The organism is Prescottella sp. GW823-FHT02E09 (assembly GCF_058797375.1).
The window spans coordinates 522,541-536,847 of record NZ_JBXAJP010000003.1; the positions used below are offsets into that span (position 1 = coordinate 522,541).

Here is a 14,307-nt window from a genome sequence, read left to right on the forward strand (position 1 = left end):
AGGACGTCATCGCCCCGCCGGCGCCGGGCGCAGCACGTACACCCGCAGGTCCTCCGGGACCCCGCGCTGCGGCGCCGCCAGCAGCCCGCGCCGATGCCGCTTGGCGACCATGCCCAGCTCGCCGAGCCGCTCCTCGCCGATCGCGTCGTGCGTGTTGCCGGAGACGACGACGTTGCCGTTCCCGCCCAGTTCCATCATCCGCGCGGCCACGTTGACGTCGACGCCGAACCAGTCCGCACCGATGGGCTGCGGGGCGCCGGTGTGCAGGCCGACGCGCATGCGGGGGCGGTAGCCGGCGTGGTCCAGGGTCGCGAGCGCCGCACGCGCCGCGAACACGGCCTCAACGGCCCGGTCCGGGTGGTCGAACACCACCATCAGCCCGTCGCCCAGCCGTTTGACCACCTGGCCGCCGCGTTCGATCATCGGCGGCTCGATGGTGGCCGCGACCTCCCGCAGAAGCGACAGCGTCGCACCGTCGCCTACCTGCAGCGACCAGCTGGAGAATCCGACCAGGTCGGTGAACACGATGGTGACCTCGCCGTCCGCGGGGCTGCCCCACGTCTTCTCGAGCACCGCCTGCAGCACCTGCAGCGCCGCCATACTCACCTCGCGCGACGCCCCCGACCCGGTGTCGATCATGCGGGCCGCGGCCCGCGCGCCGCCGGGACCAGCAGTCGACAGGGGGTCACCGAATGCGGGATCACCGGGCAGTGAGCGCCTGATCCGCCGCACGGCGTCGACCAACTGGGGTTGCCGGTCCGCGTCGCGTACCCATTTCGCCACCGAACCGGTGACCTTGGCGTGCCCGCCCTCCGTGCCGGAATCCGTGGGGACCGGTTCCGGTGTGGCGTCGCCCTCCGGGTCGTCACTCACCCCGGCAAGAGTAATCGCGACCGGGTCGTCTCGCAGAACGGCCGCGTGACGCCGGTTCCGGCGCCTACTTCCCCGCATCGGACCTGGCCGCCGTCCGCGCATCGCCCGCCGTCGGCGCCCCGTTCGGGCCGTCGATCGACTGCGCGTAGTGCCCGACGCCGTACCCCACCGCCTCGGCGTTGAGGGCCAGCGCCTGCCGATCCACGTTCGCGAGCGTGTCCTGTGCCGTGTGGTAGTTCGGATCGAACATCGCATCGCCCTCGCCACCCCACTTCTCGGCCTGAGCGGTGGTCTTGTTCTCGTCGGCGCCGGTGAACAGCCCACCCGCCGGAACACCGACCGCGATGAACGGCCCGTAGTCGGAGCGGCCGTCGAAGTCCGTCCCGTCCGGCGAGATGCCCAGTTGCAGCAGGATCGCATCGAACGTGCGCTCGATCCCCGCCGATCCCTCCGGCCCCGGGCCCTCCCCCGCCTTGTCGGAGTTGTCGCCGTCGTACGCGAGGTAGCCGGCATTGTGCGAGCCGACCATGTCGAAGTTCAGGTACATCGCGATGTCGGCGCGCGCGGCGTCGTCGAGACCGTTCACGTACGCCTCCGAGCCGAGAAGGCCGATCTCCTCGCCGCCCCAGAACGCGAACCGCACCGCATTCGTCACGTTCGGCGACGCGCCGAGCTGCCGCGCCGTCTCGAGCAGTGCCGCGACACCGGAGCCGTTGTCGTTGATGCCCGGCCCCTCCCGGACGCTGTCCAGGTGCGCGCCCACCATGACGACGTTGTCGTCGGCACCGGTCTGTGTCTGCGCAATCACGTTGCGGGACTTGGATGATTCGATTGTGGCGTCGATCGTGAGCACCGCGTCGCCGCCCTGCCGTAGAGCCGCACCGTCGGCCTTGTCGACGCTGGCGGTGGGAATGCGCACGTCGTCCTTCTTGCCCAGCGTTCCCGCGGGAAGGTCCTCGTCCTCGTTGTTGGCCACCACGATCGCCACCGCACCCCGATCCGCCGCCACCTGCTGCTTCTGCACGAACGGGCACGACCCGCGATCCACCAGCACGACCGCACCCGCCACGTCCAGGCCGTCGTAGTCGGTGGCCTCGCAGCCCGGGGTCTCGTCCGACGGCACCGGCACCAGCCGAGCGTGCAATCCCCCGGCCGGGGTGGCTGCCGAATACGTCAACGCCGCCGCCGGGACGTCGCGGCCCGACACCTGCAGCGTCTGCGTGGTCACCTCGAAGATGTCGACATCGAATTCCGGTGTCTCCACATCGAACCCGGCCTGCTCGAGTTGTCCCACCACGTAGTCGACGCTCGCATCGTAGCCCGCGGTGCCCGCCGCGCGGTTGCCGCCGTTCGCGGCCGCGATCAGCTCGAGTTGCTCGAGGTCGCCGATCACCGCATCGGTGTCGATCGCCGTCGCCAGTCCCGGGCCGTCGATCGGCGGGCCCACGTCGTCCGGATCGCTGCATCCCGCGAGCAGCAGCGCACCGGCCAGGCCCGTCACGAACGCCGCCGTCATCCGCATGCCGCGAGCCTAACCGCCGCGCCACCCACCCGTCGCTGAACGCGACGAGGGTCCCGCACCGATGTCGGTGCGGGACCCTCGTCGTAAGTCTGGGACGGTCAGGCGTCGCGCTTGTTCACCAGGAACAGGGCGGCGCCGAAGACGATCGCGACGAATGCCGCGAAGTAGACCAGCGCGCCCCACGGGCCCCAGTGGAAGTCGAACCCACTGCCCTGACCCAGGAAGTAGTTCATGTTGTTGAACGGCCCGAACTCGCCGATGTACTTGCCCACCTTGGGAATCATCGTCGCCATGCTCTCGATCACCAGCGGCCACAGCAGCAGCAGCGAGATCGCGCCCGCCGATTGACGGATCAGCGTGCCCACACCCACCGCGAGAACCGCAACAAGTGCGAAGTAGATCGGGACGCCGAACAGCTGTCGGGCATTGTCTCCGTCGCCGATCGACAGGCTCACCCCCGAGGTGGCCTGCCCCAGGAAGAACGACACCAGCGAGATGATCAGGCCCAGCACCGCGGCGAACCCGGACAGCAGCAGCGCCTTGCCTCCGATGACGACCGACCGGTTGGGGATCGCCTGGAACGTGGTGCGGATGACACCGAAACGGTACTCGGTGGTGACAGCGAGCGCCGCCATGATCATCACGAGCATCGAACCGAGCTGGACTGCTCCGACCTGGGTGGCGGCAGCGTTGTAGTCGCCGAACGGGTTGTCGCCCGAGTCGGCGGCCGACTTGTACCCGGCGCCGATGAGCGCCGCGAAGCCGATGCTGACGACGACCGCGATGAGGCTGCACCACATCGGAGACTTCGTGGTCGTCAGCTTGATGCGTTCTGCATTCAACACGCTCATCGGAGCGCACCTCCCATGTTCTGCGCAGCGTCGGCGGGCTGTCCGGCGATCTGGGCGTGGTACTGCACGTCGTCACCGGTGAGCTTCATGAACGCGTCCTCGAGCGAGCCCTGCTGAGACGACAGCTCGTGCAGGACGATTCCGTTGGAACCGGCGAGCACACCGATGTCGTCGGTCTTGACGCCCGACACCAGCAGTGCCGGCTGATGGTCGTGGCCGGCGTCCTCACGGACCGCGAACCCCTGCGCGGTGAGCACGCTGCGCAGCGCGTCGAGCTGCGGGCTGCGCACCCGCACCGACGAATCCGACGAGCGGTCGACGAAGTCCTTGACGCTGGTGTCCGCGATCAGGCGTCCGCGGCCGATCACCACCAGATGCTCGGCGGTGAGCGACATCTCGGACAGCAGGTGGCTCGACACCAGAACGGTGCGGCCCTCCGCCGCGAGGCTCTGCATGAACTTGCGGATCCACACGATGCCTTCGGGGTCGAGACCGTTGACCGGCTCGTCGAACAGCAGCACCTTCGGATCACCCAGCAGCGCACCGGCCAGGCCGAGTCGCTGCGACATGCCGAGCGAGAATCCGCCGGCCTTCTTGTTCGCGACCTCGCTCAGGCCCACCAGCCGCAGCACCTCGTCGACGCGCGAGGCGGGCAGCGAGTTGGCGGCCGCCATCCACTGCAGGTGAGCCTTGGCCGACCGGTTGGGATGCACCCACTTGGCGTCGAGCAGCGCGCCGACGGTACGCAGCGGCTGATTGAGCTGGTGGTACGGCACCCCCTCGATCAGAGCGGTACCCGACGTCGGCTTGTCGAGCCCGAGGATCATCCGCATGGTCGTCGACTTGCCGGCACCGTTCGGGCCGAGGAAGCCGGTCACGATCCCCGGCTTCACGGAGAACGTGAGATCGTCCACCGCTTTCATCGACCCGTAGGTCTTCGTCAGTCCCCTCACTTCAATCATGGGGACCACAATGCCCGATGCGGGGACGCCCGCGCATCGGTCGCAGGTCTACATCCGTGTCATACCCAGGGATGACACGAACCCTGAGACAGTGTCAGGGACCACCCCCGGTCAGGCCCGGAGGGCGCCGTCCGGCATCGTCACGTCGGTGAGATCGGCGCCACTCACGTCGGCCGTGGCGAGCACCGCTCCGGTGAGATCGGCGTGCGCCAGGTACGCGCCCGCCAACCTGGCTCCCGTCAGATCGGCGTCCTCGAGGTGTGCCCCGGTCATGTACGCACCCGACAGGTCCGCCCCGGCGAGAATCGCATGCGCCAGGTAGGTCGACGTGAGGAACGACAGCGTGAGCACCGCACCCGACAGGTTGGCGTTCGTCAGATACGCCTTGCTGAAGTCGGCGTCCGCGGCGACGGCCCCCGCGAGATTTGCTCCCGTCAGGTCGGCACCGCCGAGTTCCGCGGACGTGAGGTCCGCTCCCGACAGGTCGATGCCCGCCATGTTGGCACCCGTCAGGTTGGCTCCGGCGAGGTCGGCGCCCGACAGGTCCATTCCGTGGAGGTCCGGCGCGTCGGGCATTTGGTCGCGTCGGGCGTTCCACGCCACGACATCCGAGCGGAGCAGTTCGAGGAGATCGGTACTCAACGTCGTCATGGCTGCCCTCCAGGCACTCGAACCAACGGAGCAAGTGGTCCCGAGCGTAGCCTGAATCGGCGCCAGGCCTGGGATTTCGACCAATCCGTGATCCGCGTCCGGCCGGAGTGTCCATTCCTTCGCGCCCGAAGCGGCATTCCGCGCAGACCCGGCAGGGAACGGACACCCCCGACGACGTCCGTCTACATCGGCGACGACGCCTGCGCCCAGAACCGCTTGGGGATCCGTCCGGCATGGCGGGCCTCGTAGCCGGCCGTGACCGCGCCACGCATCGCCGACGCCATGAGCGCCGGATCCTTGGCTCGGGTGACGGCCGTCGCGAGCAGCACCGCGTCGCAGCCCAGTTCCATCGCGAGCACCGCGTCGCTCGCGGTGCCGATACCGGCATCGAGGATGACCGGGACGTTCGCGGCGTCGACGATCATCTCGATGTTGTGCGGGTTCGAGACGCCCAATCCGGTGCCGATCGGCGAGCCCAGCGGCATCACCGCGGCGCAGCCCACGTCCTCGAGCCGCTTCGCGAGTACCGGGTCGTCGGTGGTGTAGGGCAGGACGGTGAAGCCGTCGTCCACCAACTGCTCTGCGGCGGAAACCAATTCGATGGCGTCGGGCAGCAGGGTGCGCTCGTCGGCGATCACCTCGAGCTTCACCCAGTCGGTTTCGAGGGCCTCGCGCGCGAGCTGCGCCGTGAGCACGGCCTCGGCCGCGCCCCGGCAGCCGGCGGTGTTCGGCAGCGGCGCGATGTCGAGGCGGCGCAGCAGGTCCAGCACGCCGGTGCCGCCCGCGGCGTCGACGCGGCGCATCGCGACGGTGGTCAGTTCCGTACCCGACGCCACCAGCGCCTCCTCGAGCACCGCGAGGTTCGCGGCGCCACCGGTGCCCATGATCAGGCGAGAGCCGAACGTGCGGTCGGCGATCGTCAGCTTGCCCATGTCAGCCACCCTGCACCGCCGTGAGGATCTCGATCTCCCAGCCGCGGCCGACGGATTCGGCCCAGCGGCCGCGCGGGAACACCGCGCCGTCCACCGCGACCGCGATGCCGCGCTGCGGCAACTCCAGGCGGTCCAGCAGTTCGGCGACCGTCAGCGGCCCGTCGAATTCGTGGTCCTCACCGTTGACGGTGATACCGATCAACTCATTCATCCAAACCTCACTCATGCCTTCGCGGGTGAAAATCGTTCGGCGGCGGCGCTTTCCGCCTCCGCCAAGGGGTTGTCGTCGAGAATCGCGACCGTCGCGTCCGCGGTGACCGGAGTCATCAGGATGCCGTTGCGGCCGTGCCCGGTCGCGAGCACCACCCGGTCCGAGACGCGACCGATGATCGGCATGTTGTCCGGACTCATGGGGCGCAGACCGGCTTTCGCCTCGTACAGCTCGTACTCGCCGATCGCAGGCATCAATGCCTCGGCGTCGGCGATGAGGTCGCGCACGCCCGCGACGGTGACCTGGGTGTCGTGTCCCGACTCGTACTGCGTCGCGCCGACGACGATCCCGTCGGCCCGCGGCACCAGATAGGACGGCCGCCCGTGCACGCTGCCGCGGATGGTGCGCAGCGGCGCCGGCGTCACGCCCGGTCGGGCCCGCAGACGCAGGATCTCGCCCTTCACCGGGCGCACCGGCAGGTCTGGCCACAGCTGCGCCGAGTTCGATCCCGCCGACAGCACCACCTGATCGGTGGGGAGCGCATCCAGATCGGTCACGGTCTGCTCGATCAGCTCGACACCGGCCGCCACGGCGGCCGTCCGCAGCGCCTGCACCAGCAGCCGGTTGTCGACCGCCAGTTCGGTGGGCGCCTGCAGCGCCAACCGGATGCCGCGACCCAGCGACGGCTCCAGTTCCCGGATCCGGGCGCGGTTCAAGATCCTGAGCTCGTGCCCCTGCGTCGCCACCCATTCGGCGATCGTGTGCAGGTCCGCGGCGTCGGCGGCGTCCAGCGCGACGGTCAGCGAGTCGTCGGAGGTGAACAGCGCCACCCCGGCGATACCTTCCAGTTCGGTACCGAAGTCCGGCCACCGCTGCAGCGACGCGGCCCCCAGCGCCAGGGCCTTCTCCTCGCCGGGCCACCCCTCCGACAGCGGGGCCAGCATGCCACCGGCGACCCACGACGCACCGCTTCCCGGCGCCGGGTCGTACAGCTTCACCGTCCAGCCACGCTGCGCCGCGCGCCACGCGATCGACAGGCCGATGACACCGCCGCCCACGACGGAAACCGATCGGGTCACTACATCCACCTCACTCCCTGCGCCGGCATGATCCGGGTCAGGTATGACGGTCGGGGCCGGCCGGCCCCCTCTCAGCCCCGTTTGCAGCCTGCGCTCCTGGGACTCCCGTGTTGATTCGTCCGCATTAGAGACTACCGTTCGAGGTGTGCATGCCTCCCAGTCCGTCAAGCGCCTGACGCCCCGCGAGCGACTCGCGGACGCGCGCCTCTATCTCTGCACCGACGCCCGCCGTGACAAGGGCGATCTGGCTCACTTCGTCGAGGCCGCGCTCGCCGGCGGTGTCGACATCGTCCAACTCCGCGACAAGGGTTCGGCCGGTGAACGCGAACTCGGGCCGATGGAGGTCAAGGACGAACTGGCCGCGCTCGCCGTGATCGGTGCGGCGGCCCGTCGGCACGGCGCGCTGCTCGCCGTCAACGACCGCGCCGACCTCGCGCTCGCCGCGGGCGCCGACGTCCTGCACCTGGGCCAGAACGATCTGCCGGTGCACTACGCGCGCCGGATCGTCGGCCCCGACGTCGTCATCGGACGCTCCACGAACAACCGCGCGCAGGCCAGCCTCGCTGCGATCGAAGAGGACGTCGACTACTTCTGCACCGGACCGGTGTGGGCCACTCCCACCAAGCCTGGCCGGACGGCGTCGGGCATCGAACTGGTCCGTAGCACCGCCGACGCCCAGCCGAGCCGGCCGTGGTTCGCGATCGGCGGCGTCGACCAGGAGCGGCTCCCGCAGATCCTCGAGGCCGGCGCCACCCGGATCGTCGTCGTGCGGGCCATCACCGCGGCCGACGACCCGGAGGCCGCCGCGCGGGCGCTGTCCGACGCCCTGCGCGGTTGACCTCGACCCCGACGCCCTACGGTCAACAGGTTCCGGCGACCGCGCCGTCGACCGAGTCCTCGATCAGTGCGCGACTCTGCTCGGGCATGTCCTCCCACGTAGCGGTGCTCGGGTCGAGCACCGGCTCACCGGCCGCCTCGGCCTGCACGTTGTAGGACGCCACCCAGATGGCGGAGTTCGCCTTCACCTGCTCGAGGAACGCCTGTCCCTGGGCCGCGCGATCGAACGACTCCCCGGTCCCCTCGGCCTGTGCCTCGGAGTTGTCGAGGAAGGCGGCCACCTGGCCGCACATCTCCTTGGCCGCGGCGTCGAGCGCAGCGGCGTCGTCCTGGGCGGGCGCCCCCTGCACGGAGCTGGACTCCGGCGCGGACGCGGCGGTGTCCTCGCTGTCGCTGCAACCCGTCAGGAGCAGGAGTGCGGCGGGGACCACGGCGATCACATGTCGAATACGCATGCCGGACATGGTGACACTACGCCCGGTTCGCATCAGCGGCCGGTACGTTTTCGTGCACGCCGGCCGGTGTGCATCGGGCTGCGACGATGCCGGCGCCGATGAGGACGCCGATGTAGAGGAGGACGTAGATGTTCATCAGGACGTCGGCAACGGTCCACCACGGCGGGTACAGGAACAGCCCCACCACCACGACGTACTCGTCCCACCGGTAGGGCCATGCCCCGGCCGCGACGACGATCACCAGCGCCGCGAGCCACCACCACCAGGTCGTCAGCGCCCGGTGCACGATGTAGACGATCAACGGCACGAACCACACCCAGTGATGGCTCCACGAGAACGGCGAGACGGTCGCGGCGCTCAGCCCTGCGACCGTGACCGCGAGCAGGTGCTCGCCGCCGCGGTGCAGGCGCAGCACGATCCACATGCTCACCGCCACGACGAGCGCCGCGAGCACCACCCACAGCACCGTCGGCGCGGGCTTCCCGGTCAGGTGCGCGATCACGCCTCGGATCGACTGGTTCGACGGGTGCTCGTCCTGCGCGATGCGCGTGGATTCGAAGAACGTCTGCGTCCAGTACTGCCGCGAATCGTTCGGCAGCACCAGCCAACTCACGCCGATGGTGGCCACGATGGTCCCCACCGCGACGGCTGCGGCGCGCCACCGGCGCAACACCAGGTAGTAGAGAACGAAGTACGCCGGTGTCAGCTTGATCCCGGCCGCGATCCCGACACCGACACCCTTGAGCTTGCTGCGGTCGTCCCGCGAGACGTCCCACAGCACCAGCGCCATGAGGACCAGGTTGATCTGGCCGTAGAACAGGGTGGTGCGGACCGGTTCGAGGAACGCGCACGCCACCGCCGTCAGCGCCGAGACGCCCACCAGGTAGGGCGTGATCCGGTAGCCGAGCATCCGCCAGCACAGCGCGACGATCGCGACCAGCAGCAGGACGTTGAACCCCATCCACAGGTACTTGTCGATGCCGCCCGGGAGCAGTCCGAACGGGATGAACATCAGCGTCGAGAACGGGGTGTACGTGTAGAGCAGGCCGTGGATCACCGGTTCGGTGTAGAGCGGCAGATCCTCCATCACGTGCCGGGCACCGTCGCGGTAGACGTCCAGATCGGCGCCGCCGGCGAAGATGCCGATCGTGGGCATCCACGGGCGCACGGTCGTGAACAACAGCACCACCGATGCGATCGCCCACACGACGAGCACCGCGAGATGGCCCGGCCGGCGCGGTAGTTCACCTACCGCGGGCTCCGTTCTACGCAACACCCGTCCAGCCCCCTCACCGATCTGCCCGGATAGTTCTACATACCAAGCCTAAGCAATGAAGCATCCCGATCCCTCATCCGCTCGCGCCCGCCACCTCCCTCCCCCGAGAGATTGCCGCGACGCTCGGCCACGTTACCCGCCGAACGACGCCACCGATCGATACACTCGCCCGAACTTCACGAAAGGGCCGGAACATGATTCGCCTTCTCATCAGGTGTGCGTTCTTCCTGGGCTCGGCCGCGGTCGGCATCCTGGCCGCCGTGTGGTTGATTCCCGAGGTGTCGGTCAGCGCCGCCGGCTTCGTGACCGCCGTCGTACTGTTCGCCATCGCACAGAGCGTGCTGTCGCCGTTCATCACGAAGATCGCAGCCAACAACGCACCGGCGTTCCTCGGCGGGATCGGACTGGTGTCCACCTTCGTCGCGCTGGTGATCGCGTCCGCCTTCGGCGGCCTGTCGATCTCCGGTTGGCGCACGTGGGTGCTCGCGACCCTCGTCGTGTGGCTCGTGACCGCCATCGCCACCCTGGTCCTGCCGCTCGTGTTCCTCCGCAACCGGCACGAAGAGAAGAAGGCCGAATCCTGATCCGCCGCGAGGTAGGTGATCCCGGTGGGCTCAGCCCATCGCCCGGCGCGCCTGCTCGGCGGTGACGTTCGGGACCACCCGCAGCTCATTCAGGGGAACCCGCCGCCCCGATTCACTGCGCACCTCGACGTGAACAGGTTCGCCGGACGTGTCGTCGGCGAGGTCCAGCGGGCCACCGCGCTCACCCTGCAGGTACTTGTCACCCCACTGCATCAGCGCCAGCACCGCGGGTAGCAGATCCCGCCCCTTCTCGGTCAGGACGTACTCGTGCCGGGTGCGCTGTCCCGGTTCCTTGTAGGGCCGCCGCTCGAACAACCCCTCGGCCGTGAGCTCCCGCAACCTGGCGGCCGCGACCGCCTCGGTGATTCCGACGCGTTCGGCGAAGTGGTCGAAACGGGTTGTGCCGTAATACGCCTCGCGCAGGATCAGCATCGCCGAGCGCGTACCGATCACGTCCATCGCCTTCGCGATCGAGCACTGCGTGGCCCGCCACGCGTCGCGGTCCGCGAGAAACCCGTCGAGCCGTGCCGTCTCCATGCGCCAAGGCTACGCCCTGGCTTGCCAAATCCATAGCCAGGGTCCAGACTCCCTGACTATGCAATTCAAAAGTCAGCGTTCGGGTGCGCTCATCGCCGTCCTGTCCGGGGCGCCGTTCGTCGCCGCCCTGGACCTTTTCGTCGTCAACGTCGCTCTCGACGACATCGCCACCGACTTCGCCGGAACACCACTCACCCAGCTCAGCTGGATCCTCAGCGGATACGCGATCGTCTACGCGGCCCTGCTGATTCCGGCGGGCCGCTGGGCCGACCGCGTCGGGCGGCGACGCGCGTTCCTGGCCGGCCTGGCGCTGTTCACGATCGCGAGCGCCGCGTGCGCACTCGCCCCGTCGCTGTGGCCGCTCGTCGCGTTCCGCCTGGCGCAGGCCGCAGGCGCCGCCGCTCTCACGCCGGCCAGCCTGGGCCTGCTCATCGCGGCCCTGCCCGACGCCCGACGCGCGCTCGGGGTGCGCCTGTGGGCCGCGACCGGTGCCGCGGCGTCGGCGCTCGGCCCCGTGGTCGGCGGGCTGCTGGTGTCCGCGTCGTGGCGCTGGATCTTCCTGATCAACGTGCCGATCGGGGTGGCGCTGCTGTGGGCGGCCGCGCGCGTCGTGCCCGAATCCCGAGATCCGAACCCCGCCGCTGTCGACCTTCCCGGCGCGGGGCTGCTCGCAGTCGGCGTCGGCGCGGTGTCGTTGGCCCTGGTGCAGGGCCCCGACTGGGGATGGACGCAGGCCGGCACGCTGGTCGCCGCCGCCGTCGGAATCCTGGCGCTGGCCTGGTTCGCCCGCCGCACGGTGCGCCATCACAATCCACTGGTCGACCCGGCACTGCTCCGGGTGCGACCGTTCGCATGGTCCAACGTCACCGCGGTCGCGTTCAGCGCGTCGTTCGCTGCCGGCCTGCTCGCGAACATCCTGTGGATGCAGACCCAGTGGGACTATTCGGCACTGCGCACCGGTCTCGCGGTGGCCCCCGGCCCACTGCTGGTGCCGGTCTTCGCGATCGTCGGACAGGTCCTCGGTCGGCGCTTGCCGTCCGGCGTCGTGGCCGGTCTCGGCAGCGCACTGTGGGGCGTCGGCACGGTGCTGATCCTCGCGAGTGTCCACACCGAACCGAACTACGCGACGGGTCTGCTCCCCGGGTGGCTGATCGCCGGTGTCGGCGTCGGGCTCGCCCTGCCGACCATCCTGTCGACCGCCACCGCCGCGCTGCCGCCCGCGCAGGGAGCCACCGGCAGCGCGGTCGTCAACACCAGCCGTCAGCTCGGCAGCGTCCTGGGCATCGCGATCCTTGTCGCCGTCCTCGCGGCGTCCGGTTTCACCGCAGCGTGGTGGACCATCGTCGCCCTCGCCGCGATCGGTGCCGTCGCCGCAGTCGGGATGTCGCCCCGACCCGTCGCACCGATGTCGCCGAAAACCCTCACCGCACAGGAGATCTCGTCATGACCACGACACTCGGCTCGTTCCCCGTCCGCTTCGACGACACCTGGCGCGCCTTCGACGGCATCCACGGCGGCATGGTGCTGGCGGCGATGCTGCGGGCTGCGGCCGTCGAGACCGGTGCCGTCCCGGCCACCGCCACCGCACACTTCTACGCTCCGGTGCGGCCGGGCCCGATCGAGGCGACGGTTCAGCCGGGGCCGGCGGGCCGCTCGCCGGGCGTCCGGGTCTCCATCGGCACCGCGGCGACGGCGCTGGTCCGCCTGTCCCGAGGGGGCGCTGCCGCCGAGCACGCACCCTCGATCGGTACGGTCGCCGACCCGGACGACCTTGCGGAACTTGATATTCCGATCGATTTCGTACCGTTCTCGCAGCACCTCGACATCCGCCCGATCAACGCAGCACGCCCGTTCGCGGGCGGACCGGACCCGGAGTTCGACGTGTGGATCCGGCTCCGCCCGGGGTTGGAGTTCACCGGCGTCGAGCGTGCGGCGATCCTGCTCGACGCATTGCCGCCGGGACTGTTCGCCACGCGCACCGCGCCGGTACCGATCCCGACCGTCGAGCTGACGGCACACTTCGCGCCCGCCGCCGGAGCGTCCGCCGGACCGTGGCATCGGCTGCGCCACCGCACGGTGTGGTGGACATCGGACGAATGCGTCGACGAGACCGAACTGTTCACCGCCGGGGGCGAACTCGCCGCCCAGGCACGGCAGCTGCGCCGCATTCTCGACGGCCCGCGGTGACGCGCAGCTCACACCCGATCGTTGTGGCACATGTGCGGATCAGGGGGCAGAGTCGAAAGTGCAGGCTCATCGAGGATCGGAGCAGACATGCAGGACCGGACAGCCCCCGTCACCATGCTCACCGAACAGGACGCGCTGGACCTGTTGACCACCGAACGCCTCGGCCGGCTCGTCCTCGTCACCGACGACCGGCCGGACGTCTACCCGGTCAACTACGTGGTGCACGACGGCAAGATCTACTTCCGTACCGCCGAGGGCGACAAGCTCACCGAGCTCACGCTCAAGCCGCTGACCACGTTCCAGGTCGATCACGCCGACGCGACGTCGGCCTGGAGCATCGTCGTCCACGGCATCGCCCGCACCCTCGTGCGGTTCGACGAGATCAACGCCGCCGAGGAGTTCGCCCTGCAGTCCTGGGTGCCGACCACGAAGTACAACTTCGTCGAGATCCGCCCGACGGAGATCCACGGCCGCCGCTTCGTCCTCGACCGCGGCTGAGGCGCCTTCGGGTCAGTCCAGCCAGTTCAGGACGGTCGACGGCGACAGGGCCAGTACCGACTCGGGCAGCCGGTCACGCAGTCCGCGGTCGGCGGTCACGACGGCGGTGAGCGCCCCGCCGTCGGACGCGAGCCGGGCCAGTTCGTCGTCGCCGCTGCCGGGGGCGACATGCACCGGGATCCGCGCATCGACGTAGCCGGCGGCACGGGCCTGCCCCTCGAGGACCGCCTCGATGCGCGGCAGCCACCCGAATCCGCCGTCGGGCAGTTCGATCGTGCGGGGCAGGACCTGGGCGATCCGGTCCAGCAGTTCCGTCGTGGCACCCGGCCGATCACGCCACCAACCGGTGGGCCGGGAACCGAGCACGTTCGCGGTGTCGAGCAGCACCCGCACCTCGGTGGTCCGCAGGCCCGGCCATGCGGTGGCGAAGCCGGGATGCAGCGGCATGTGCTCCACCTGGGCCTCGGGCACCCAGCGCAGCTCGGTGCTTTCCCCGTTCGGGACCAGGGCCAACGTCTTGTCGGCGTCGGCGACGACCGTCGTGTACGTCCAGCCGCCGGCGACACTCGCCGTCACCCGCTCGGTGCGCACGTGGACCGCGCCGACGTCGATACCGGTCTCCTCCTGCGCCTCGCGTACCGCGGCGTGGATCGTGGTCTCGTGGCTGTCGCGCGCGCCGCCCGGCAGCGCCCACGTTCCGCCCTGGTGGCTCCACGCGGCCCGGTGTTGCAACAGCACCCCGGCCGAACCGTCGGCCAGGGGGGCACGCAGCAACAGCCCCGCCGCACCGTGCCGGCCCCAATGCCGTACCCCGTCGGGCGTCGTCGCCCAACCGTCTCCGTCACCGCGCAT

The 14,307-nt window shown here is 69.9% G+C and carries 17 protein-coding genes and 1 riboswitch; of the genes, 5 read left to right on the forward strand and 12 right to left on the reverse strand.

All coding sequences use genetic code 11. The annotated features are described in order from the left end of the window. Positions 1-6: 6 nt before the first annotated feature. The 8 genes from AC1RIF_RS10190 to thiO form a co-directional block, all read right to left on the reverse strand. Positions 7-873 carry an adenylate/guanylate cyclase domain-containing protein gene (locus AC1RIF_RS10190; RefSeq protein ID WP_492601227.1) on the reverse strand — a complete coding sequence of 289 codons (867 nt, stop codon included), beginning with the start codon at positions 871-873 and terminating at the stop codon, positions 7-9. Between the two features lie 64 nt (positions 874-937). Beyond that, on the reverse strand, positions 938-2,395 hold the full coding sequence (locus AC1RIF_RS10195; RefSeq protein ID WP_492601228.1) for a M20/M25/M40 family metallo-hydrolase: 1,458 nt from the start codon (positions 2,393-2,395) through the stop codon (positions 938-940). A gap of 98 nt (positions 2,396-2,493) precedes the next feature. Next, positions 2,494-3,246 carry an ABC transporter permease gene (locus AC1RIF_RS10200; protein WP_492601229.1) on the reverse strand — a complete coding sequence of 251 codons (753 nt, stop codon included), beginning with the start codon at positions 3,244-3,246 and terminating at the stop codon, positions 2,494-2,496. Continuing rightward, on the reverse strand, positions 3,243-4,208 hold the full coding sequence (locus AC1RIF_RS10205; protein ID WP_492601230.1) for an ABC transporter ATP-binding protein: 966 nt from the start codon (positions 4,206-4,208) through the stop codon (positions 3,243-3,245). The genes AC1RIF_RS10200 and AC1RIF_RS10205 overlap by 4 nt, the downstream gene beginning before the upstream one ends. A gap of 111 nt (positions 4,209-4,319) precedes the next feature. Continuing rightward, a complete protein-coding gene (locus AC1RIF_RS10210) occupies positions 4,320-4,859 on the reverse strand; it encodes a pentapeptide repeat-containing protein (protein WP_492601231.1) in 540 nt (179 codons plus the stop codon). Positions 4,860-5,041: 182 nt separating this feature from the next. Beyond that, positions 5,042-5,791 carry a thiazole synthase gene (locus tag AC1RIF_RS10215; protein WP_492601232.1) on the reverse strand — a complete coding sequence of 250 codons (750 nt, stop codon included), beginning with the start codon at positions 5,789-5,791 and terminating at the stop codon, positions 5,042-5,044. Between the two features lies 1 nt (position 5,792). Further along, a complete protein-coding gene (gene thiS / locus AC1RIF_RS10220) occupies positions 5,793-6,017 on the reverse strand; it encodes a sulfur carrier protein ThiS (protein WP_492601233.1) in 225 nt (74 codons plus the stop codon). Then, positions 6,014-7,081: a glycine oxidase ThiO gene (gene thiO, locus AC1RIF_RS10225; RefSeq protein ID WP_492601234.1), complete on the reverse strand. Its 1,068-nt coding sequence runs from the start codon at positions 7,079-7,081 to the stop codon at positions 6,014-6,016. Before thiO ends, thiS begins: the two co-directional genes overlap by 4 nt. Next, positions 7,080-7,200: riboswitch (TPP riboswitch) on the reverse strand. (Overlaps the previous gene by 2 nt.) A gap of 26 nt (positions 7,201-7,226) precedes the next feature. On the opposite strand from thiO, the gene thiE reads away from it, so the two are divergent. Then, positions 7,227-7,919: a thiamine phosphate synthase gene (gene thiE / locus AC1RIF_RS10230; protein WP_492601235.1), complete on the forward strand. Its 693-nt coding sequence runs from the start codon at positions 7,227-7,229 to the stop codon at positions 7,917-7,919. Positions 7,920-7,941: 22 nt separating this feature from the next. On the opposite strand, the gene AC1RIF_RS10235 is transcribed toward thiE, so the two are convergent. Both AC1RIF_RS10235 and AC1RIF_RS10240 read right to left on the reverse strand, forming a co-directional pair. Then, positions 7,942-8,373, reverse strand: coding sequence for a hypothetical protein (locus AC1RIF_RS10235; RefSeq protein WP_492601236.1), 432 nt, complete (start codon positions 8,371-8,373; stop codon positions 7,942-7,944). A 16-nt stretch (positions 8,374-8,389) separates the two neighbouring features. Continuing rightward, complete coding sequence (locus AC1RIF_RS10240) at positions 8,390-9,649, reverse strand: glycosyltransferase 87 family protein (protein WP_492601237.1); 1,260 nt, start codon at positions 9,647-9,649, stop codon at positions 8,390-8,392. A gap of 194 nt (positions 9,650-9,843) precedes the next feature. Here AC1RIF_RS10240 and AC1RIF_RS10245 point away from each other — a divergent pair, with 194 nt between their 5' ends. Next, positions 9,844-10,233, forward strand: a complete 390-nt coding sequence (locus AC1RIF_RS10245; RefSeq protein WP_492601238.1) for a hypothetical protein — start codon at positions 9,844-9,846, stop codon at positions 10,231-10,233. Between the two features lie 30 nt (positions 10,234-10,263). On the opposite strand, the gene AC1RIF_RS10250 is transcribed toward AC1RIF_RS10245, so the two are convergent. Further along, the gene (locus AC1RIF_RS10250; protein WP_492601239.1) at positions 10,264-10,770 is read right to left on the reverse strand and encodes a winged helix-turn-helix transcriptional regulator; all 507 of its coding nucleotides are present in this window, start codon (positions 10,768-10,770) and stop codon (positions 10,264-10,266) included. Positions 10,771-10,828: 58 nt separating this feature from the next. Between AC1RIF_RS10250 and AC1RIF_RS10255 the strand changes: the two genes are divergently transcribed. The 3 genes from AC1RIF_RS10255 to AC1RIF_RS10265 all read left to right on the forward strand — a co-directional run bounded on the left by AC1RIF_RS10255 (position 10,829) and on the right by AC1RIF_RS10265 (position 13,455). Continuing rightward, a complete protein-coding gene (locus AC1RIF_RS10255) occupies positions 10,829-12,217 on the forward strand; it encodes an MFS transporter (protein WP_492601240.1) in 1,389 nt (462 codons plus the stop codon). After that, on the forward strand, positions 12,214-12,957 hold the full coding sequence (locus AC1RIF_RS10260; RefSeq protein WP_492601241.1) for an acyl-CoA thioesterase: 744 nt from the start codon (positions 12,214-12,216) through the stop codon (positions 12,955-12,957). Before AC1RIF_RS10255 ends, AC1RIF_RS10260 begins: the two co-directional genes overlap by 4 nt. A gap of 87 nt (positions 12,958-13,044) precedes the next feature. Next, the gene (locus tag AC1RIF_RS10265; protein ID WP_492601242.1) at positions 13,045-13,455 is read left to right on the forward strand and encodes a pyridoxamine 5'-phosphate oxidase family protein; all 411 of its coding nucleotides are present in this window, start codon (positions 13,045-13,047) and stop codon (positions 13,453-13,455) included. Between the two features lie 12 nt (positions 13,456-13,467). Here the strand turns inward: AC1RIF_RS10265 and AC1RIF_RS10270 are convergent, their stop codons facing one another. Further along, positions 13,468-14,307, reverse strand: coding sequence for an NUDIX hydrolase (locus AC1RIF_RS10270; RefSeq protein WP_492601243.1), 840 nt, complete (start codon positions 14,305-14,307; stop codon positions 13,468-13,470).

What these genes read in the sequence shown, in the direction of transcription:
- AC1RIF_RS10215 (WP_492601232.1), bottom strand. Translation starts at nt 5,791, where the DNA reads ATGGGCAAGCTGACGATCGCCGACCGCACGTTCGGCTCTCGCCTGATC.
- AC1RIF_RS10200 (WP_492601229.1), bottom strand. Translation starts at nt 3,246, where the DNA reads ATGAGCGTGTTGAATGCAGAACGCATCAAGCTGACGACCACGAAGTCT.
- AC1RIF_RS10205 (WP_492601230.1), bottom strand. Translation starts at nt 4,208, where the DNA reads ATGATTGAAGTGAGGGGACTGACGAAGACCTACGGGTCGATGAAAGCG.
- AC1RIF_RS10195 (WP_492601228.1), bottom strand. Translation starts at nt 2,395, where the DNA reads ATGCGGATGACGGCGGCGTTCGTGACGGGCCTGGCCGGTGCGCTGCTG.
- AC1RIF_RS10255 (WP_492601240.1), top strand. Translation starts at nt 10,829, where the DNA reads ATGCAATTCAAAAGTCAGCGTTCGGGTGCGCTCATCGCCGTCCTGTCC.
- AC1RIF_RS10270 (WP_492601243.1), bottom strand. Translation starts at nt 14,307, where the DNA reads ATGCGCGGTGACGGAGACGGTTGGGCGACGACGCCCGACGGGGTACGG.
- AC1RIF_RS10260 (WP_492601241.1), top strand. Translation starts at nt 12,214, where the DNA reads ATGACCACGACACTCGGCTCGTTCCCCGTCCGCTTCGACGACACCTGG.
- AC1RIF_RS10265 (WP_492601242.1), top strand. Translation starts at nt 13,045, where the DNA reads ATGCAGGACCGGACAGCCCCCGTCACCATGCTCACCGAACAGGACGCG.
- AC1RIF_RS10250 (WP_492601239.1), bottom strand. Translation starts at nt 10,770, where the DNA reads ATGGAGACGGCACGGCTCGACGGGTTTCTCGCGGACCGCGACGCGTGG.
- thiS (WP_492601233.1), bottom strand. Translation starts at nt 6,017, where the DNA reads ATGAGTGAGGTTTGGATGAATGAGTTGATCGGTATCACCGTCAACGGT.
- AC1RIF_RS10210 (WP_492601231.1), bottom strand. Translation starts at nt 4,859, where the DNA reads ATGACGACGTTGAGTACCGATCTCCTCGAACTGCTCCGCTCGGATGTC.
- AC1RIF_RS10235 (WP_492601236.1), bottom strand. Translation starts at nt 8,373, where the DNA reads ATGCGTATTCGACATGTGATCGCCGTGGTCCCCGCCGCACTCCTGCTC.
- AC1RIF_RS10245 (WP_492601238.1), top strand. Translation starts at nt 9,844, where the DNA reads ATGATTCGCCTTCTCATCAGGTGTGCGTTCTTCCTGGGCTCGGCCGCG.